General features: G+C 64.2%; 17 protein-coding genes and 1 tRNA gene. 14 read left to right on the top strand and 4 right to left on the bottom strand.

The features are described 5' to 3' along the window. Positions 1-38: 38 nt before the first annotated feature. Positions 39-989 (bottom strand): AEC family transporter, encoded by a 951-nt coding sequence (locus tag ABID26_RS21030; protein WP_126099678.1) that lies wholly within the window; start codon positions 987-989, stop codon positions 39-41. A gap of 173 nt (positions 990-1,162) precedes the next feature. Between ABID26_RS21030 and ABID26_RS21025 the strand changes: the two genes are divergently transcribed. The 8 genes from ABID26_RS21025 to ABID26_RS20990 all read left to right on the top strand — a co-directional run bounded on the left by ABID26_RS21025 (position 1,163) and on the right by ABID26_RS20990 (position 8,683). Beyond that, the gene (locus tag ABID26_RS21025; protein ID WP_292301022.1) at positions 1,163-1,711 is read left to right on the top strand and encodes a histidine phosphatase family protein; all 549 of its coding nucleotides are present in this window, start codon (positions 1,163-1,165) and stop codon (positions 1,709-1,711) included. A 292-nt stretch (positions 1,712-2,003) separates the two neighbouring features. Next, positions 2,004-2,069, top strand: a tRNA-Ile gene (locus ABID26_RS21020). 358 nt (positions 2,070-2,427) lie between these two features. Continuing rightward, the gene (locus ABID26_RS21015) at positions 2,428-3,573 is read left to right on the top strand and encodes a slipin family protein (RefSeq protein ID WP_292301020.1); all 1,146 of its coding nucleotides are present in this window, start codon (positions 2,428-2,430) and stop codon (positions 3,571-3,573) included. A gap of 178 nt (positions 3,574-3,751) precedes the next feature. Further along, positions 3,752-4,033, top strand: coding sequence for an acyl carrier protein (locus ABID26_RS21010; protein WP_027167184.1), 282 nt, complete (start codon positions 3,752-3,754; stop codon positions 4,031-4,033). 114 nt (positions 4,034-4,147) lie between these two features. Continuing rightward, the gene (locus ABID26_RS21005; RefSeq protein ID WP_292301018.1) at positions 4,148-5,335 is read left to right on the top strand and encodes a beta-ketoacyl-ACP synthase; all 1,188 of its coding nucleotides are present in this window, start codon (positions 4,148-4,150) and stop codon (positions 5,333-5,335) included. 17 nt (positions 5,336-5,352) lie between these two features. Then, positions 5,353-6,624: a beta-ketoacyl-ACP synthase gene (locus ABID26_RS21000; protein ID WP_292301016.1), complete on the top strand. Its 1,272-nt coding sequence runs from the start codon at positions 5,353-5,355 to the stop codon at positions 6,622-6,624. Between the two features lie 38 nt (positions 6,625-6,662). Further along, positions 6,663-7,691 carry a zinc-binding dehydrogenase gene (locus tag ABID26_RS20995; RefSeq protein ID WP_292301014.1) on the top strand — a complete coding sequence of 343 codons (1,029 nt, stop codon included), beginning with the start codon at positions 6,663-6,665 and terminating at the stop codon, positions 7,689-7,691. Between the two features lie 5 nt (positions 7,692-7,696). Next, complete coding sequence (locus tag ABID26_RS20990) at positions 7,697-8,683, top strand: lipid A biosynthesis lauroyl acyltransferase (protein ID WP_292301012.1); 987 nt, start codon at positions 7,697-7,699, stop codon at positions 8,681-8,683. A gap of 269 nt (positions 8,684-8,952) precedes the next feature. Here ABID26_RS20990 and ABID26_RS20985 read toward each other — a convergent pair whose 3' ends face one another. After that, positions 8,953-9,795 carry a hypothetical protein gene (locus ABID26_RS20985; protein ID WP_145965080.1) on the bottom strand — a complete coding sequence of 281 codons (843 nt, stop codon included), beginning with the start codon at positions 9,793-9,795 and terminating at the stop codon, positions 8,953-8,955. Between the two features lie 195 nt (positions 9,796-9,990). Continuing rightward, a complete protein-coding gene (locus tag ABID26_RS20980) occupies positions 9,991-10,422 on the bottom strand; it encodes a L,D-transpeptidase (protein WP_292301009.1) in 432 nt (143 codons plus the stop codon). A gap of 259 nt (positions 10,423-10,681) precedes the next feature. Between ABID26_RS20980 and ABID26_RS20975 the strand changes: the two genes are divergently transcribed. The 5 genes from ABID26_RS20975 to ABID26_RS20955 all read left to right on the top strand — a co-directional run bounded on the left by ABID26_RS20975 (position 10,682) and on the right by ABID26_RS20955 (position 17,234). Beyond that, positions 10,682-11,959 carry an acetylornithine deacetylase/succinyl-diaminopimelate desuccinylase family protein gene (locus ABID26_RS20975; protein ID WP_292371196.1) on the top strand — a complete coding sequence of 426 codons (1,278 nt, stop codon included), beginning with the start codon at positions 10,682-10,684 and terminating at the stop codon, positions 11,957-11,959. A 119-nt stretch (positions 11,960-12,078) separates the two neighbouring features. Continuing rightward, positions 12,079-13,557 carry an ABC transporter substrate-binding protein gene (locus ABID26_RS20970; protein ID WP_292371197.1) on the top strand — a complete coding sequence of 493 codons (1,479 nt, stop codon included), beginning with the start codon at positions 12,079-12,081 and terminating at the stop codon, positions 13,555-13,557. Between the two features lie 244 nt (positions 13,558-13,801). Continuing rightward, positions 13,802-14,749, top strand: a complete 948-nt coding sequence (locus ABID26_RS20965; protein ID WP_292302329.1) for an ABC transporter permease — start codon at positions 13,802-13,804, stop codon at positions 14,747-14,749. Next, on the top strand, positions 14,746-15,609 hold the full coding sequence (locus ABID26_RS20960; protein ID WP_292302331.1) for an ABC transporter permease: 864 nt from the start codon (positions 14,746-14,748) through the stop codon (positions 15,607-15,609). Before ABID26_RS20965 ends, ABID26_RS20960 begins: the two co-directional genes overlap by 4 nt. A gap of 2 nt (positions 15,610-15,611) precedes the next feature. Continuing rightward, entirely contained in the window at positions 15,612-17,234 is a 1,623-nt protein-coding gene (locus ABID26_RS20955; protein WP_292302333.1) for an ABC transporter ATP-binding protein, read from the top strand. Between the two features lie 15 nt (positions 17,235-17,249). On the opposite strand, the gene ABID26_RS20950 is transcribed toward ABID26_RS20955, so the two are convergent. After that, positions 17,250-17,681, bottom strand: coding sequence for a TerB family tellurite resistance protein (locus ABID26_RS20950; RefSeq protein ID WP_126099665.1), 432 nt, complete (start codon positions 17,679-17,681; stop codon positions 17,250-17,252). A 107-nt stretch (positions 17,682-17,788) separates the two neighbouring features. Between ABID26_RS20950 and ABID26_RS20945 the strand changes: the two genes are divergently transcribed. Beyond that, complete coding sequence (locus tag ABID26_RS20945; RefSeq protein ID WP_292302336.1) at positions 17,789-18,574, top strand: TSUP family transporter; 786 nt, start codon at positions 17,789-17,791, stop codon at positions 18,572-18,574. Positions 18,575-18,618 lie beyond the last annotated feature (44 nt).

Genomic DNA, 18,618 nt, shown 5'->3' with positions numbered 1-18,618 from the left:
GGTTGGGCCAGCAAAAGCGAGCGCGGTGGCCTTGGCCGCTATCCAAAAATATGGACCACCACCGTCAGCCAGAAGGACGTGGTGAGCACCGCGCTCGCCGTAGCGATGGTCATCTGGTTCGACGCCAGCGCCTGGCCGGTGTTGAACTGGACGGCGATGAGGTAGGAATTGATACCGGACGGCAGCGCGGCAACGACCACGGCCACCTTGGCCGTCAGCGGCGGCAGGCCGAGCAGCCAGACCAGGAGAAGAACAACCGCCGGCATCAGGAAGAGCTTGAGCGCCGACAGCGCGAGCGCCGGCCGGACGTTGCCGGAAATGCCGAAACGTCGCAGGCTGAGGCCCATCGCAAACAGCGCCACCGGCCCGGCGGTATCGGCGAGCGCGTCGACCAGCCGCCCGATCAGCGCCGGCAGCGGCGCGCCGGTCAGGCGCCAAGCGAGCCCCGCCAATATCCCGATGATCAGCGGATTGACGAACAGCCGCCTGAGAAAATTCCTGATGACGCGCAGCGGATGCACCGGTTCGCTGCCGCCACGGCCGAACATCTCGAACAGCACGATCGAAGCCATCATCATGATCGGCAGGTGAACCGAGACCAGCAGCGACAACACCTCGAAGCCGCTCGCACCAAAAATGCCGAGGATGAAGGGCGCGCCGAGCAGCACGACATTGGAATAGGCCGAGGAAACGCCGCCGACGATGCCGGCGCGGGCATCGCGGCCGAAGATGCGCGTCGTGACCAGATGGCCGGCGGCCCAGGTGATGGCCACCGCGGCGAAATAGGCGCCCCACAGCGGCCACGGTGCCACGCCGTGGAAATCCGACTTCACCATCGTCTGGAACAAAAGCAGCGGCATCGCCACGTTGACGGCGAATTCGGAGATCCCCTCGCCGCTCGCCGGCTTCAGATAGCCGGTGAACCCGGCGAGATAGCCGAGCGCGACGAGACTGAAGACGAAGAGGACGGTTGCGACGAGCGGAGTCATTTTTGGGGCTGAGACATTTTTCCCGTGATAGGCGAGCCCCGATCGCCGTGCAATCTCGGCCAGCGGACCGCTTGCCGCCCACTCCACCGGCCCTCTGCTTGTTTTTCAGCCCGCTTTGCGGTCCCTATATGCCAGTCATGGCCCCGGTTCTCGGGCCGCCATAGGGACTTCTCATGCTGCGACTTGCCCTGGCGCTTTTCCTGCTTGCTGCTCCGACCCTCGCCCACGCGACCGACGCGGGCTGGGCGCTGCTGCGCGACGGCGGTCACATTGTGCTGCTTCGCCACGCCTTCGTCACCGGGACGACCGACCCGGCGAATTTCGACATTGGCAACTGCGCCAGCCAGCTCAACCTGTCGGAGCGCGGCAAGCAGCAGGCGAGCCGCATCGGCGCCCTTTTCGCGGCACGCGCGGCCCCGATCGGTCACGTGCTGTCGAGCCGCTACTGCCGCTGCCTCGACACCGCCCGCATCGCCTTCGAGGCCGAGCCGGAACCGTTCGCGCCGCTCGATCTGCTGAAAGTTGATCCGGCGGAGAAGGCCGCTCAGATGGAGGCGATCATGAAGGAGATCCGCGGCTACTCCGGCTCCGACAATCTGGTGCTGGTCACGCATCTGGAAAACATCGAGGCGCTCACCGGCGTCGCGCCGCGCGAAGGCGAAGCAGTGGTGGTGGCGCCGGAGGGCGACGGCCTCAAGGTGCTCGGCCGGGTCACCTTCTGACGCGTCGGCCTGCACGACTCAGTGCTGTGGCTGAAATGCCACAGCCGAAAGTAGCCGCAAATCCGCCGCGACAATGCCGCTTGCGACAACCCGTCGCAGGGTCTATAGGCGCGCTCCCGGTCACGAAAACCGAAGCGAGCACAACGGTTGGAGCTTTCGCCTCCGCCCGCGCAGATGGCCTTGCCGCTCTGTGTACGGAGCCGTTTCGGAGTGTTGGGACTTGCGGGTGTAGCTCATGGAGAGCGTCGGGTTTGGGCCCGGAGGCAGGGTTCGATTCCCACACCCACGACACGGATAGCTCAGTTGGGTAGAGCATCAGACTCATAATCTGACGGCCGAAGGTTCGAATCCTTCTCCATTTGGCCTGATAAGCCAAGGCACCCTTTTACGGTGTTATCTGAAAAACGGTCCGGGGACCGGAATGCGAGGATTTCACGGACGGCAGGGCTTCGGCCTCGCCGGCCCGCGATGTCCTGCGCCATCGGCTCGCGGCCAGGCCCGCGGTGACGATCAAGGCGCGGCGACGCCGGCAAAGGAGGCTTCGACCTTCGGCGCCCGCTTCGCCGCCCCGCGATCCGCTCCCGAAGGCCCGTCGCTTGGCGATGCCACCGGTCTCCGGATCATTCGTGCCCGGAAAAGGAAACGAGAAACGAAAGGACACTTCGACGCATGACGTGACGCCTCGCATGGGGCCATGCCCGACAGGAGTAAAGACAATGAAGACCATTCTCGAAAAGCTTCTCGGACGCCAGCGCGTCCTCGTGAAGGAAAATGAGCGTGCCGTCGCCCTCTACAAGGGCGAGATCCAGGCTGTCCTGATGCCGGGCGAACATTGGCTCGCCAACCGGCGCGGCAACCTGGAAATCTCCAGGCACGACCTGAAGAACCCGGAATTCGTTTCGGCCTACGAGAAGGCATTGTTCGACAAGCTCCCGGACGTGGCCGCGCGTCACTTCACAGTCGTTCGCACCGGGCGCACCGACATTGCCGTCATCGAGCGTGACGGCGCCCTCCATGCCGTTCTCACTCCGGACCGCAAGCTCGTGCTGTGGACGGATGCGGGCCCGTGGAAGGTGACGTCCGTCGACACGGCTGCCGATCTGGCCGTCGATCCGGCCTTGATGCGCCGGATCGGCCAGGCCCGGAAGGCGGAACACATGTTCCTGCATCCGGTCGTGGACGGCCAGGTCGGGCTGCTGTTCGTGGACGGCGTCTACGCCCGCACGCTTGCGGCGGGCGTGCACGCCTTCTGGAACGTCGGGCGCATGGTCCAGGTGAAGGTCGTCGACCTCAAGCGCCAGTCGCTCGATGTCGCCGGACAGGAAATGCTGACCAAGGATCGCGTGACGATCCGCGTCAACATCGCCGCCGAATACCGGGTCGTCGATCCGGTGACGGCGGTGAGCACGGTGAAGGACTTCTCCGAAGCCCTCTACCGCGCCCTGCAGTACGCCTTCCGCAAGACGCTTGGCGCGCTCACGCTCGACCAGATCCTCGACAAGAAGGTCATGGTCGACGAGGAGGCGGCCGCCAAGGTGCGTGCCGACATGGCCGCGATCGGCGTCGAGGTCAGCGATATCGCGCTCAAGGATGTCATCCTGCCGGGCGATATGCGCGAGATCCTCAACCAGGTGGTTTCGGCCGAGAAGCAGGCCGAGGCCAACGTCATCCGCCGCCGCGAAGAGACGAACGCCACGCGTTCCCTCCTCAACACGGCCAAGGTGATGGCCGAGAACCCGGTGATGCTGCGGCTGAAGGAGCTCGAGGCTCTCGAGGCCATCGCCGGCAAGGTCGAGCGCCTGACCGTCCACAACGGTACGGGCGGGCTGCTGAACGACCTGGTCAAGCTCCGTGAGAACTGAGCTGACGTGACGTCAAAGGGAAGGGCCACCGGTTCGCCCGGTGGCCCTTCTTGTGTTTGTAGAGCAGGCATCCCATCTGCGCCCGGCGTATCAGGCCTTTTCCTGCCCGGAAAAACCGATTAGACAGCGCCCAAACAAAGATGCGGACAGATTCCGCCCGCAACCGAAGGAAGAGCCCTTGTCCACCACATTCGAGAAAGTCGCCAAGATCATTGCCGACACCAGCGAGATCGATATCGACACCATCACGCCCGAAAGCCACACCATCGATGATCTCGGCATCGACAGCCTCGATTTCCTCGACATCGTCTTTGCCATCGACAAGGAATTCGGCATCAAGGTGCCGCTGGAGAAGTGGACGCAGGAGGTCAATGACGGCAAGGCCTCGACCGACGACTACTTCGTCATGAAGAACCTATGCGCCAAGATCGACGCGCTGGTCGCGGCCAAGGCCGCCTGATGCCGGCTCGGTCGCGGTCTTGACGCGCCCGGCGCATGACCCCGAAAATCGGCACCGATTTTCGGAAAGGATCATCCGCAAAATCGAAAGCAACCTGACCCACAACAGCCGCTCATGAGTTCCCACGACGTCGTCATCACCGGCATCGGCCTTGTCTCTTCGCTGGGAGAGGGTCCGGATGCGCATTGGCAGAAGCTCACCCAGCCGGGCCTTGAGCCGGTGCTCGACGCCACGCGCTTTGCGCCCTACACCATCCATCCCCTGCCCGAGATCGACTGGAACCTGCAGATCGCCAAGCGAGGCGACCAGCGCCAGATGGAAACCTGGCAGCGGCTTGGCACCTATGTTGCCGGCTTGGCGCTGGACGATGCCGGCATCAAGGGCAATGACGAGCTCAGCACTACCATGGACATGGTGGTGGCGGCCGGCGGCGGCGAGCGCGACGAGGCTGTCGACACCGCGATCCTCGCGGCCTCCGAGGCCCGCAACGACCGCGACGTGCTGCTCAACGAGAAGCTGACCACGGAATTGCGGCCGACGCTGTTCCTCGCCCAGCTCTCCAACCTGCTCGCCGGCAACATCTCGATCGTGCACAAGGTCACCGGCTCGTCCCGCACCTTCATGGGCGAGGAAGGCGCCGGCGTCTCAGCCGTCGAGACCGCCGCCGCGCGCATCCGCTCCGGCCAGTCGACGCATGTCCTGGTCGGCGGCGCCTTCCAGACCGAACATTCCGACATGCTGCTGGGCTACGAGCTCGCCGGCTATCTGCATCGCGGTCCCTGGAGGCCGGTCTGGCAGCGGCAGGGGGCGGAAGGCGGCGGCGTGGTGACCGGCTCCGGCGGCGCCTTCCTGGTGCTCGAACAGCGCGAGCACGCGGTGAGCCGCGGTCGCAAGATCTACGCTGAGCTCGGTCCCGTGGTTTCCGGTCGGGCCAGGCGCCGGCGCGGCGAGCTGAATGCCGAGATCGCCGCGCTGCTGAAGCAGGCAGCGCTGCCCGCCGGCGAATTGCTGACGATTTCCGGGACCTCCGGCGCCCATGCCGCCACCGCGGCCGAGAAGGAAGCGTTCGACGCGAATCCGGCGCTTGCCGTGCGCGCCTTCTCGACGCTGACCGGCCACATGAAGGAAGCGCAATTTCCCTTTGCGGTTGCGCTTGCCGCGCTCGCCGTCGACCGCAAGACCCCCTACCCTGTCTTCGATGCCACAGCGGAGCGGCCATTCGAGGGCGCCCCCGGTTCCGTCCTTGCAACGGCGATCGGCTATCACCAATTCGAGGGGCTGGGGCTGATCAAAGCCGCTTAGACCGAGGCAATAGAAACATGGCCAATCTCCGCGATCACATGGGCAGGCCGATCGTTGCCGTGACCGGCATCGGCGTCGTCACCTCGCTGGGCGTCGGCAAGACCGACAACTGGGCGGCGCTGACCTCGGGCAGATCCGGCATCCATCCGATCACCCGCTTTCCGGTCGATCACCTCAACACTCGCATCTCCGGCATGGTCGATTTCCTGCCCTCGAGCTCCAAGGGTGCCAGCCCCCTCACCTACGAATTGGCCGAGACAGCGGCTCAGGAGGCAGTATCGGAAGCTGGCCTCGATTCCGGAGATTTCGGCGGACCGCTGTTCCTCGCTTCGCCGCCGGTTGAGCTCGATTGGGCCGATCGCTTCTCGCTCTACAATTCCGACAAGCAGGAAAGCGGTTCCGAAAGGCTGCTGAGGGTCGCTCGCGGACTGAAGGAGCTCGACATCTTCGAGACCACGCAGTTCGGCTCCATCGCCGACCGCCTCGCCGACCGTTTCGGCACGCGCGGCCTGCCGATCACGCTGTCGACCGCCTGCGCTTCCGGCGCCACCGCCATCCAGCTCGGCGTCGAGGCGATCCGGCGCGGCGAATGCGACAAGGCGCTGTCGATCGGCGCCGACGGTTCAGCCACAGCCGAGGCGCTGATCCGCTTCTCGCTGCTCTCGGCGCTCTCCACCCACAACGATATTCCCGAAAAGGCATCAAAACCCTTCTCCAAGGACCGCGACGGTTTCGTGCTGGCCGAAGGCTCCGGCGCGCTGGTGCTGGAATCGCTGGAAGCGGCCCTTGCCCGTGGCGCGACCATCCTCGGCATCATGCGCGGCTGCGGCGAAAAGGCCGACGACTTCCACCGCACCCGGTCCAAGCCCGACGCTTCGCCGGCGATCGCCACGGTGCGCGCCGCCCTTGCCGATGCGGGCCTCAGCGAGGACGAGATCGACTACGTCAACGCGCACGGCACCTCGACGCCGGAGAACGACAAGATGGAGCATCTGTCGCTGTCGACCGTATTCGGCGAGCGGATCGGCTCGGTGCCGGTCTCGTCGAACAAGTCGATGATCGGCCATACGTTGTCGGCGGCAGGCGCGGTCGAAGCCGCGTTCTCGCTGATGACGATGCGCGAAAGCGTCATCCCGCCGACGATCAACTACGACAATCCCGATCCGGCGATCGTGCTCGACGTCGTGCCGAACAAGAAGCGCAATGCCGAAGTCGGCACGGTTCTGTCGAACTCCTTCGGCTTCGGCGGCCAGAACACCTGCCTTGTCATGGCGCGGGAACCGGTCTAAGCGGACGTTTTTCCGCTTCCACAGCACCGACAGGCCAAATGCGCGCATTGCAACTTATCGAGGACCGCCGTCTTGAAACGGTGGACCTGCCGCCTCCCCCGCCGCCTTCGCTGGGCGAAGTGACGCTCCGCATAAGGGCGGTGGCGCTCAACCATATCGACGTCTGGGGCTGGCGCGGCATGGCCTTCGCCAAGCGCAAGCTGCCGCTGGTCGTCGGCGCCGAGGCCTCCGGCGAGGTCGAGGCGGTCGGGCCTGGTGTCTCCAATCTCCTGCCCGGGCAGTTGGTGTCGATCTACGGCGCGCGCACCTGCGGGCTCTGCCGCGCCTGCCGCGAAGGCCGAGACAATCTCTGCGAGCATGTTTCCGGCGTCCACGGCTTCCACCTCGACGGCTTCGCGCAGGAAAAGATCAACCTGCCGGCCCGCCTGCTGGTGTCCGCTCCGCCCGGCGTCACCGAGATCGGCGCCGCGGTCGCCCCCGTCACCTTCGGCACGGTCGAGCATATGTTGTTCGACAACGCGAAGCTTGAGCCCGGCGAGACCATTCTCGTCCATGCCGGCGGCTCCGGCATCGGCACCGCCGCGATCCAGCTGGCGAAGCGCATGGGTTGCACCGTCATCACCACGGTCGGATCGAACGACAAGATCGACAAGGCGAAGGCGCTTGGCGCCGACCATGTCATCAACTATCGCGACGACCGTTTCGAAGGCGCGGTGCGCAAGCTGACCAAGAAGAAGGGCGTCGACGTCGTCTTCGAGCATGTCGGCGCCGACACCTTCGCCGGCTCGATGCTGTGTTTGAAGCGCGGCGGCCGTCTCGTCACCTGCGGCTCGACATCCGGCGTGTCGACGCAGATCAACCTGATGCAGCTTTTCCAGCAGCAGTTGAAGCTGCTCGGCTCCTTCGGCTGCCGCATGGAGAACATGGCCAATGCCATGCAGAAGATGGCGGCCGGCCTCGTTGCTCCGGTCATCGATACCGAAGTCGGCTTCGACGACATCGATGCAGCGCTGAAGCGCATGGAAGGCCGCGACGTCTTCGGCAAGATCATCCTGCGCGTTTCGTAAGGCAGATGGTCGGCAAGGTGCTCAAGAAAGCCCGCCGGGACTTCATGTTCCGCTACGGCCGGCGGCTGCGCCAGATGGAGCACTGGCTGGTGGCGCGGCTTGCCATGTCGATGATCTGGCTCCTGCGCCTATTGCCGCCGGACAGGGCGCTCAACTTCGCCGACCGCGTCGCCCGCCGCATCGGGCCATTGGTCGGGCGGCATCGGGTGGCCGTGAACAATCTGCGTCTAGCCTATCCGGAAAAGAGCGATGCCGAGATCGAGGCCATCGCTTCCGATATGTGGGGCAATATGGCCCGGCTGGCGGCCGAATACATCTTCCTCGACGCCCTCTTCGATTTCGACCCGAATGCCACCAAGCCGGGCCGGGTCGAGGTTCGCGGCATCGACCATTTCGTCGAGATAGCCGGCGAGAAGAAGCCCCATATCCTGTTCACCGGCCATCTCGGCAATTTCGAGCTGCTGCCGGTCGCCGCCGCCACCTTCGGCATGAACATCACCGCGCTGTTCCGCCCGCCGAACAACCCATACCTTGCCGACTACATCCATTCGACGCGCCGCTCGACCATGGGGGGCCTGCTGCCCTCCTCGACCGGCGCGTCGTTCGCCCTCGCGGCAATCCTGGAGAACGGCGGCAATATCGGCGTTCTGGTCGACCAGAAATTCACGAACGGCGTCGAGACGACCTTCTTCGGCCGCTCCTGCCAGAGCAATCCGGTGCTGGGCATGCTCGCCCGCCACTATGACTGCGATGTCTACCCGGCGCGCTGCGTCAGGCTGCCGGGAAATCGCTTCCGCCTCGAGATCGAAGACAAGCTGACCTTGCCGCGCACCGGAGGCGGCAGCGTCGATGTCCGAGCCACCACCCAGTTGCTCGCCGACGTCGTCGAACGCTGGGTGCGCGAGGATCCCGGACAGTGGATGTGGTTCCACAAGCGCTGGGAGATGAGCGGACGCCGCCGCAAACGCGGGCGGGCCAAAGAGGTCAGTTGAGCCTTCGGGTGGTATCTCAAAACGCTCAGCGCCGTTTCCCCGACTTGATCAACTCAGCCCGAGGGCAAAAGTGCCGGTGTCTGCGCAAGGAAAAGCCGCGAAGATCGCTCTTCGCGGCTCTGATTTCAGGCGACCTGAACTGGCTGAGCTATCCTAGAGCCGGATGATTTCAGGTCGAGTCGACCTGAAATCTGAATCCGGCTCTAAATCAAAGAGATAGAGCATGATGTCGTCCGAAAACCGCTCCACACTTTTCGGCATCATGCTCTCTAGAGGAACGGTATCGTGAAGTTGGGTCGATACGTGTCCATCGTGGCGCCGTTGCGGTCTTCGGAGAGCAGCGTATCCGAACCGAAGCTTGCCCGCAGCCCGATCACATATTTGTGGATGTTAACGCTGCCCGAACCTTCCGAGAATGTCAGGTGGTCCAATTGATAGCGGCCAAACGCTGACCAAGGGGTCCCCGAGAACCGATAGGTAGCCTGCAACGCTGCCGTGACAGTATCGAAATGCCCGCCAAAGCCGGACAGCCGCGAGAAGCCGAGTTCACCGTCGAAGCGTAGATCGTCCTGCGCGAAATACCGCACGACGCCACGGCCGCCCCAATTATCGAAATGCTCGGATGCGCCGCCTGCCCGCAACTGGCCGTAGTAGACCTGGCCGTAGAGTGTCACATTGCCGAAATAGGCCTGCGCTTCGGGACCGACGGTGAAAGTGTACAGATCCGCATCGCTAATAAACTCATCGCCGCCATATCCGTTGATCGTGGCAAAGCCGCCGAGCGCATAGGAGCTCGGATCGCGCCAGTAGCCATGGATCGCGCCGCCGTAGCTGTAGATGTTCGTGCCTTCGATCCAGAGCGAATCGATCACCGCATCGGTCTGGATGTTCCAGCGGGCGTCGATCGGGAAATTGATTCGAGCGGCGCCACCGGCAGTCGTGCCGTCTGCGTCGTCCCCGGGAGTCGCGAAATAGATACCGCCGAGATAAACTTCGCCATAACCTGATATATGCGGTTGGGCGAGTTCCTGGTCCAGAACAACCGGAGTGTCCGCAGCGAAAGCCGAAGTCGCCGTTGCCGCGATCGCGGCGCTCAAAAGAAATCGATACATCATAGTCCCCAAGCAGCCAGAATTAACGCTTCGTATTTACCACCGCCGCGTCATGCAAACCAGCTTCGGCAATGCTGTTGACGGCGTAAGCCGTTGTTTTTCGAAGCATGTGAGACATTGCTGCAACGCCCCGAAAGGACTGGCCGCAGGCAGCAATTGCTGCCTGCGGCCATCAGCGAGCCTTTTCCGGCCGTTTCAGTCGGTGACAACGATCCGCGTGTTGCCGAAGCCGATTTCCTTGACCATCGAGTAGAAAGTCGCGGCATTGGCGGTGTGCAGGCGCACGCAGCCATGCGAGGCCGGACGCCCGAGATACTTCACGGCCCCGGTGCCGTGGATGGCGTAGCCGCCACGGAAGAACACCGAATAAGGCATCGGCGACATCTCGTATTTACGCGAGTACCACATCCGGGCCGTCCACTGCGGACGATAGCTGCCGCGCGGTGTGAAGTAGCCCTTGCGCGCGGTCGATACGTTCCAGCGGTAGAGCACCTGACCATATTTGCTGACGGTCATCGTCTGGGTGGAAACGTCGATGTTGGCGACCAGTGAGGCCGCCCGGCCGGCAAAAGATGTGCCAAGCAGCGCGGTTGCCAGCACGGCTGCCATGAGAACGGACTTCTTCATGCGATCAAACCCCTTCGATTGCCCCTTGCCATCACGTGGTTCTTTTCCATCATTTTGCCGGCAGGTGCGTTAAGTACCACACACTCCTTGACGAAACCGCCAATCCGATGCGGCGAATTTGAATGATTTTCCCGCCATAGTTGCCGGCACGACACGCACGCCCGAAGGTTTAGCCGGTCTTGGGCCATACGCGACCGTTGTGTGGCAATGAGCGACTGGTTGCTTGCAAAAGCACCGAGTTCCTCCTTCAATCCGCCGCATGAATGAACGACTCCTCAAGGCCATTGATGACCGGGTCGACGACCTGGTCGCGCTGACCGCCGACCTGATCCGCTTTCCGACCGTCAATCCGCCCGGCGAGGCCTATCGGCCATGCGCCGAATATCTTGGCGCGCGCCTGAGGAAGCTCGGCTTCGAGACCGAGTTCATCCGCGCCGAAGGCACGCCCGGCGACACCGACCGCTACCCGCGCGTCAACGTCGTCGCCCGGCTCAAAGGCCGCTCACCCGGAGCCTGCGTGCATTTCAACTCGCATATCGATGTGGTCGAGGCCGGCGAAGGCTGGACGGTCGACCCCTTCGCCGGCCTGGTGAAGGACGGCAGGGTCTATGGCCGCGGCGCGTGCGACATGAAGGGCGGGCTCGCCGCTTCAGTCGTCGCCGCCGAAGCGTTCATGGAGGTCTATCCCGACTTTCCCGGCGCCATCGAGATATCGGGCACGGTCGACGAGGAGTCCGGCGGCTTCGGCGGTGTCGCGCATCTGGCCAAGCTCGGCTATTTCTCGAAGCCGAAGGTCGACCACGTCATCATTCCGGAGCCGCTGAACAAGGACCGCATCTGCCTTGGTCATCGCGGCGTCTGGTGGGCCGAAATAGAAACCAAAGGCGAGATCGCGCATGGCTCGATGCCGTTCCTCGGCGACAATGCGGTGCGCCATATGGGTGCCGTGCTGCAGGCCTTCGAGGACGAACTCTTCCCGGCGCTCGACCGCAAGGTGACGCGCATGCCGGTGGTGCCCGAGGGCGCCAGGCGCTCGACCATGAACATCAATTCGATTCATGGCGGCCAGACCGAGGATTTCCGGCCGGGACTGCCTTCGCCCAACGTGCCGGATTCCTGCCGGCTGACCATCGACCGCCGCTTCCTGCTCGAGGAAGATCTGGCCACGGTCAAGGGCGAAGTCACCGGCATCCTCGAACGGTTGAAGCGCGAGCGGAAGAAATTCGACTACGAGATCCGCGACCTGATGGAAGTCCTGCCGTTGATGACCGAGCGCGACGCGCCGGTGGTGAAGGCCGTCGCGAAGGGCATCATGGAAATCTTCGACCGCGAGCCGGAATACGTGATCTCGCCCGGCACCTATGACCAGAAGCACGTCGCCCGCATCGGCCACATCTACGACTGCATTGCCTACGGCCCGGGCATTCTCGATCTCGCCCACCGGCCGGACGAATGGGTCGGCATCGCCGACATGGTGGAATCGGCCAAGGTGATGGCGATCGGCCTCAACGTGCTGCTGCGCGGCACGACCGGCTGATCCGGAAAAACATTTCCCTTGGCGCTGCCCGGCAGCACGAAACGCAATTTACTCGCGAGGCAAATCACGCTTCTATCCGGCGGGTTTGCGCAAAATCTCAGCTCATGGGAGTTTCAGCGATGAAATTGTGGAAGACCATTCTGGCCGCGGCCGTGCTGTCGCTTGCCGCCGCCACGTCGGCCTTTGCCGCGCGCACCGACCTCGTCATCGGCATTCCGCTCGAACCCCCGCATCTCGATCCGACCGCCGGCGCCGCCGCCGCGATCGACGAAGTGCTCTACGCCAATGTCTTCGAGGGCCTCACCCGCGTCGGCCCGAACGGCGAGGTTCTACCCGACCTTGCCGAAAGCTGGACCATCTCGGATGACGGCAAGGCTTACACTTTCAAGCTGCACACCGGCGTGAAATTCCACGATGGCAGCGACTTCAGCGCTGACGACGTGAAATTCTCGCTCGACCGCGCCCGCGCCGACAATTCGGTCAATGCGCAAAAGGGCTTGTTCGCGCAGATCGACAAGGTCGACGTCGTCGATCCGGCCACCGTCAAGGTGACGCTGAAGAACCCGCAAGGCTCCTTCCTCTACAATATGGGCTGGGGCGACGCGGTGATCGTGTCGCCGAAATCGGCCGACGCCAACAAGGAAAAGCCGATCGGCACCGGCCCCTTCAAGTTCCAGAACTGGGCCAAGGGCTCGTCGATCACGCTGGTGAAGGCCGACAATTATTGGGGCGCGCCGGTGTTCCTCGACAAGGTCGAGTTCCGCATCGTTCCGGACGCCGCCGCCGCCGTGCCGGCGCTGCTCTCCGGCGACATCCAGGCCTTTCCCTTCTTCGATCCGGACAGCGTCTCCCGGGTCAAGGACGACCAGCGCTTCAAGGTGGTGATCGGCGCGACCGAAGGCGAGACCATCCTCTCGATCAACAACAAGAAGCCGCCCTTCGACAAGCTGCAGGTCAGGCAGGCGATCTCCTTCGCACTCGACCGCAAGGCGATCATCGACGGCGCTTCGGCGGGCCTCGGCGTGCCGATCGGCTCGCATATGTCGCCCGCCAACAAGGATTATGTGGATCTCACCGGCCTCTATCCGCACAATGTCGACAAAGCCAAGGAACTGCTCAAGGAAGCCGGTCTCGAAAACGGCTTCAAGGCAACGCTGAAGCTGCCGCCGCCTTCCTATGCGCGACTCGGTGGCGAGATCATCGCCTCCGAGCTGCGCGAAGTCGGCATCGACCTGGAGATCATTCCGGTCGAATGGGCGCAGTGGCTGGATCAGGTCTTCACCAAGAAGGACTATGACCTGACCATCGTCTCGCATACCGAGCCGAACGACATCGATATCTATTCGCGCAAGGACTATTACTTCAACTACGACAACCAGACCTTCGACAAGATCATCGCCGACCTCAACCTCACCTCCGACGAAGCCAAGCGCAAGCAACTGCTCGGCGAAGCGCAGAAGATCCTGGCAGACGACGCCGTGGTCGGCTTCCTGTACGAGCTGCCGAAGGTCGGCGTCTGGGACGCCAAGCTGCAAGGCCTGTGGGAGAATGCACCGATCCAGGCCAACGATCTGACCAAGGTGAAGTGGACGGATTGACGGCCTAAAGGCGAACTTTGCGCTCCGTCACACCCCCCTCTGCCCTGCCGGGCATCTCCCCCGCAAGGGGGGAGATTGAGCTTTCATTTACGCTTTCGCCATTCGCCGACGTTGGATGGTTGTTGGCGACGCGGACACTGCTGATCTCCCCCCTTGCGGGGGAGATGGCCGGCAGGCCAGAGGGGGGTGGGCGGGAACTCGACCTTCACCCGTCCGTCGCGCTGGCTGCAAGTTCGACCCTCCCATGACCGCCTACCTCGTAAAACGTCTCATCATCGCGGCCATCACGCTGGTGCTGGCCTCGATGGTGGTTTTCGCGGTGATGGAAATCCTGCCCGGCGACCCGGCGCGCCTGATGCTGGGCTTCAACGCCAGCGCCGACCAGGTCGAGTCGCTGCGCAACCAGATGGGGCTCAACGCGCCGCTTGTCCTGCGCTACGTGCATTGGGCGGGCGGCCTGCTCAGCCTCGATTTCGGCCGCTCCTACACCTATTCGGTTCCCGTCATCGACCTCGTGCGCGAACGCGTCGTCGTTTCCCTGCCGCTGGCGCTGATTGCGCTGGCGCTGTCTACCTTCATCGCCATTCCGGTCGGCGTATTTTCCGCCAGCCGGCAAGGCCGGGCCGGCGATGCGCTTGCCATGGGCGCCGCCCAGCTCGGCGTCGCCGTGCCGAACTTCTGGTTCGCGCTGATGCTGATCTATCTGTTCGCCGTGTGGCTGCGGCTGGTGCCGGCCGGCGGTTTTCCAGGTTGGGGTGCAGGCATCTGGCCGGCGGTTAAGTCGTTGCTGCTGCCGGCCGTCGCTCTGGCCCTGCCGCAAGCGGCGATCCTGGCGCGCGTTGCCCGCTCGGCACTGATCGAGGTGCTCAACGAGGACTATATCCGCACCGCCCGCGCCAAGGGCCTGCCCTACCGCGCCGTGCTCTGGCGCCACGCGCTGCGCAACGCCATGATCCCGGTGCTCACCATCCTCGGCCTGCAATTTGCCTTCCTGCTTGCCGGCACCATCATCATCGAGAACGTCTTCTACCTGCCGGGCCTCGGACGGCTGGTGTTCCAGGCGATCACCCAGCGCGACCTGATCGTCGTCGAGAGCGTCGTGATGCTCCTGGTTGCCGCCGTGATCGCCGTCAACCTGCTGGTCGACTTCTCCTATGCCGTCGTCGATCCAAGGCTGAGAGGCCGACAATGACCATGCGCGTCGACCTGCCCGAGGAAACGCTTGCAGAGGTTCTGGCCAAGGCCTTCCGCAACCGCTCGTTCCTGATCGGCTTCGCCATCACGCTGCTGGTGGCCGCGGTTGCGCTCCTCTCCTTCGTCTGGACGCCCTACGACGTCACCAGATTGGTGATCGCCGACAGGACGCAGGCGCCCTCGCCGGCGCACTGGTTCGGCACCGATCATTTCGGCCGCGACATCCTGTCGATGATCATGGTCGGCGCCCGCAACTCGATCGCCGTGGCGCTAGTGGCGGTGGGCATCGGCATGGGCATCGGCGTTCCGCTCGGCGCCTTCGCCGCCGCGCGCGGCGGCCTTGCCGACGAGGCGCTGATGCGCATCAATGACCTCGTCTTCGCATTTCCAGCGCTGCTTTCGGCGATCATGATCACCGCCATCTTCGGCCCCGGCGCCGTCAACGCCATCATCGCCATCGGCATCTTCAACATTCCGGTCTTCGCCCGCGTCGCCCGCGCCGGCGCGCTGGCGATCTGGCCGCGCGAGTTCATTCTTGCCGCGCGCGCCGCCGGCAAGGGCATGACGCAGATTTCTGTCGAGCACATCCTGCCTAACATCGCGACACTGCTGCTTGTCCAGGGCACCATCCAGTTCGCACTCGGCATCCTGGCCGAGGCCGGGCTGTCCTATGTCGGTCTCGGCGCGCAACCGCCGATGCCGAGCTGGGGCCGCATGCTGTTCGACGCCCAGACGCGCATGGTGACGGCGCCCTGGATGGCGATCTTTCCCGGCATGGCGATCGTCATCACCGTGCTCGGGCTGAACCTGCTCGGCGACGGCATCGCCGACATCCTCGATCCGAAATCGCGGCGGTAGCGATGAGCCTGCTCCATATCGAGAACCTGTCGCTGACGATCGGCGAGACGCCGATCCTGAAGGAAGTCGACCTCGCCATCGCGCCTGGCGAAGTGGTCGGCCTTGTCGGCGAATCCGGCTCCGGCAAGTCTATGACCGCACTGACGATCATGCGGCTGCTGCCGCATCTGGCGCGCGCCGGGGGACGCGTCACTTTCGACGGCATCGACCTCCTCGGCGCGAGCGAAGACCAGATGTGCGCGCTGCGCGGCGACGACATCGGCATGGTTTTCCAGGAGCCGATGACGGCGCTCAATCCGGTCAAGACCATCGGCGAGCAGGTCGCCGAAGGTATCCGCTGGCACACCAAGGCAGGCCGCGCGGAGGCCGAGGACCGCGCGCGTAAAATGCTCGACCGCGTCGGCCTGCCTGAGGCAAACTTTCCGCTGTCGCGCTACCCGCACGAACTGTCCGGTGGCCAGCGCCAGCGCGTCGTCATCGCGATTGCCTGCGCGCTGAAGCCCAAGCTCCTGATCGCCGACGAGCCGACGACGGCGCTCGACGTGGTGCTGCAGGCGCAGATCCTCGACTTGTTGCGCGAGCTGGTCAGCGAAAACCGCATGGGCCTGCTGCTCATCTCGCACGACCTCGCGGTGGTGACCGAGATGGCCGACCGCCTGACCATCCTGCGCCGCGGCGAGGTGATGGAAGCCGGCGACACTGCGTCCACGCTGTCGGCACAGCACCACCCCTACACCCGCGAGCTGGCGCTGGCTTCCATGCATGTGCCGGCGCGGCCTAAGACGCACCTCGCCGGCTCGTCAAAGCCGCTGCTCGAAGTTGAAGGCGTCAGCCGGGATTATTCGGGCCGGCGCAAATCGTTGTTCCGATCAGCAGAGCCGATCCGCGCCGTCGACAATGTCTCCCTGACCATCGAGCCCGCTCAGTCGGTGGCGCTCGTCGGCCGTTCCGGCTGCGGCAAGTCCACCCTTGCCCGCATGATCCTGGCGTTGGACAAGCCGACGGCCGGCGCGATCCGCTTTCGCGGCGAGACCATCACCGGCAAGGCGGAGGCGGCGCTGAAGCCGGCGCGGCGGGACATGCAGGTGGTGTTCCAGGATCCCTACGGCTCCTTCGACCCGCGCCAGAAGGTCGAGAAGCTGGTGGCCGAGCCGCTGCATCTCTTGGAAAAGCAGCCGGCCCGGGCCGAGCGCCGCGAGATGGTCGCGCATGCGCTCGACCAAGTCGGGCTCGGGCAGCGCGACATGGACAAATATCCGCATGAATTCTCCGGCGGCCAGCGCCAGCGCCTGTCGATTGCCCGCGCCATCATCACCCGCCCGAAGCTGGTGGTCGCCGACGAACCGGTCTCGGCGCTGGATGTCTCGATCCGCGCCCAGATCCTCGACCTCTTCGCCGAACTCAACCAGAAGCTCGGCATCGCCTATCTCTTTATCACCCATGACCTGACGGTTGCCCGTGCCATGTCGGACGAGGTGCTGGTCATGCATGAGGGCAAGATCGTCGAGCGCGGCAGGACCACCGACGTGCTCGACAATCCACGCTCGGAAGCGGCACAGGCGCTGGTCGCGGCTGCGCCCGATCTTCACCGCGCGATCGCGCGGCGCATGCAGGAACAGGGTTGAGCGGCTAGCTCGCTCTCAGTCAGCGGGCTTCACCAAATCGACCGGGCTGATATCGAGCAGGTCGAGCGTGCGACGCAGGAGCTTCACCTCGCTTTCGGCAAGCTTGGCGTCGGCCTTGGCGATCTCCGCCATATGGCGTGCCAGCAGCTTGCGCCGTTCGATGTCGAGGTCGCGGAACAAGGCGATCGCCTGCGAGCCGTTGGTCTCGTAGCCAAAATCGTTGAGATATTCGATGACACTGTCGATCGAGGTTTCGGGGATGCCGAAGGCCTCCTTGCAGATGCGCCGGAAGGCGACCATCTCGCTCTCCGAGACCGCGCCGTCGGCAAGGATCATGCGAAACAGCATCAGAAGCTCCGCCGACAGCACCGGATCGTCCGCCACCTTGCGCACGCCCGGGTCGCCATCGAAGATCGAGCGTATCTGGTCCAGCAGCGCCATCGCCATAAGCCTCCCCTTGCGATTCCGCTCTGATTGTTAGCGTGGAATCGGTCTTGCGCAAACTGGTCGGGCATGATGGAAGCTGCGTCTTCCCTCGCAGAGCCCCCCGCCCGATGATCGACCTTACTCTCCAGACCGTCCTCATACTCACCGCCGCCGCTTTTGCGGCAGGCTTTGTCGATTCGATTGCGGGTGGCGGCGGCCTCATCACCATCCCTGCGCTGCTTCTGGCGGGCTTCTCCCCCGTCGCGGCCCTCGGCACCAACAAGCTGCAAGGCATGTTCGGCTCCGGTTCGGCCACTATCCACTATGCGGCCAAAGGCCAGGTCGATCTGCGCCGCCAGCTTCCGTCCGCGCTGCTGGCGCTCGTCGGCGGCGCCGTCGGCGCTCTGCTGGCGACGGTGGTGCCCGGCGACTTCCTGCGCGCCCTTTTGCCGGTTCTGTTGATCGCGATCGCGCTCTACTTCGCCTTCAAACCCAACATGAACGATGTCGACCGCGCCGAACGCCTCTCGCCGTTCCTGTTCGGCCTCATCATTCCGCCGCTGGTCGGCTTCTATGACGGCCTCTTCGGCCCCGGCGCCGGCTCCTTCTATATGCTCGCCTTCGTCAGCCTTGCCGGCTACGGCGTGCTCAAGGCGACCGCCCACACCAAGCTGCTCAACTTCGCCTCCAACATCGGCGGCTTCGTCGTCTTCGCCGCCGTCGGTGTTATCGACTGGAAGATCGGCCTGATGATGGGCGTGGCGCAGTTCCTCGGCGCACGCGTCGGCGCTAGCCTCGCCATCAAGATCGGCGCGAAACTGATCAAGCCGCTGCTGGTGATCGTCTGCGTGGCGCTGGCAGTGAAGCTGCTTGCCGACCCGGCCAATCCCCTACGCCAACTCATTGGTGTGTGACGATCCTGCTGGTAGAGTTCGTGCGTGCGAATCATGTTGGAGGG

The organism is Mesorhizobium shonense, from assembly GCF_040545255.1.
In the GTDB taxonomy this organism is placed as follows: domain Bacteria; phylum Pseudomonadota; class Alphaproteobacteria; order Rhizobiales; family Rhizobiaceae; genus Mesorhizobium; species Mesorhizobium shonense.
This window is presented reverse-complemented; position numbering and strand designations above follow the sequence as displayed.

Bases quoted from the DNA above. Each gene is read 5' to 3' on its own strand.
- ABID26_RS20985 (WP_145965080.1), bottom strand. From the start codon at position 9,795: ATGTATCGATTTCTTTTGAGCGCCGCGATCGCGGCAACGGCGACTTCG.
- ABID26_RS21030 (WP_126099678.1), bottom strand. From the start codon at position 989: ATGACTCCGCTCGTCGCAACCGTCCTCTTCGTCTTCAGTCTCGTCGCG.
- ABID26_RS20955 (WP_292302333.1), top strand. From the start codon at position 15,612: ATGAGCCTGCTCCATATCGAGAACCTGTCGCTGACGATCGGCGAGACG.
- ABID26_RS20960 (WP_292302331.1), top strand. From the start codon at position 14,746: ATGACCATGCGCGTCGACCTGCCCGAGGAAACGCTTGCAGAGGTTCTG.
- ABID26_RS20990 (WP_292301012.1), top strand. From the start codon at position 7,697: ATGGTCGGCAAGGTGCTCAAGAAAGCCCGCCGGGACTTCATGTTCCGC.
- ABID26_RS20995 (WP_292301014.1), top strand. From the start codon at position 6,663: ATGCGCGCATTGCAACTTATCGAGGACCGCCGTCTTGAAACGGTGGAC.
- ABID26_RS20965 (WP_292302329.1), top strand. From the start codon at position 13,802: ATGACCGCCTACCTCGTAAAACGTCTCATCATCGCGGCCATCACGCTG.
- ABID26_RS20945 (WP_292302336.1), top strand. From the start codon at position 17,789: ATGATCGACCTTACTCTCCAGACCGTCCTCATACTCACCGCCGCCGCT.
- ABID26_RS21000 (WP_292301016.1), top strand. From the start codon at position 5,353: ATGGCCAATCTCCGCGATCACATGGGCAGGCCGATCGTTGCCGTGACC.
- ABID26_RS20975 (WP_292371196.1), top strand. From the start codon at position 10,682: ATGAATGAACGACTCCTCAAGGCCATTGATGACCGGGTCGACGACCTG.
- ABID26_RS21015 (WP_292301020.1), top strand. From the start codon at position 2,428: ATGAAGACCATTCTCGAAAAGCTTCTCGGACGCCAGCGCGTCCTCGTG.
- ABID26_RS21005 (WP_292301018.1), top strand. From the start codon at position 4,148: ATGAGTTCCCACGACGTCGTCATCACCGGCATCGGCCTTGTCTCTTCG.
- ABID26_RS20970 (WP_292371197.1), top strand. From the start codon at position 12,079: ATGAAATTGTGGAAGACCATTCTGGCCGCGGCCGTGCTGTCGCTTGCC.
- ABID26_RS20950 (WP_126099665.1), bottom strand. From the start codon at position 17,681: ATGGCGATGGCGCTGCTGGACCAGATACGCTCGATCTTCGATGGCGAC.
- ABID26_RS20980 (WP_292301009.1), bottom strand. From the start codon at position 10,422: ATGAAGAAGTCCGTTCTCATGGCAGCCGTGCTGGCAACCGCGCTGCTT.
- ABID26_RS21025 (WP_292301022.1), top strand. From the start codon at position 1,163: ATGCTGCGACTTGCCCTGGCGCTTTTCCTGCTTGCTGCTCCGACCCTC.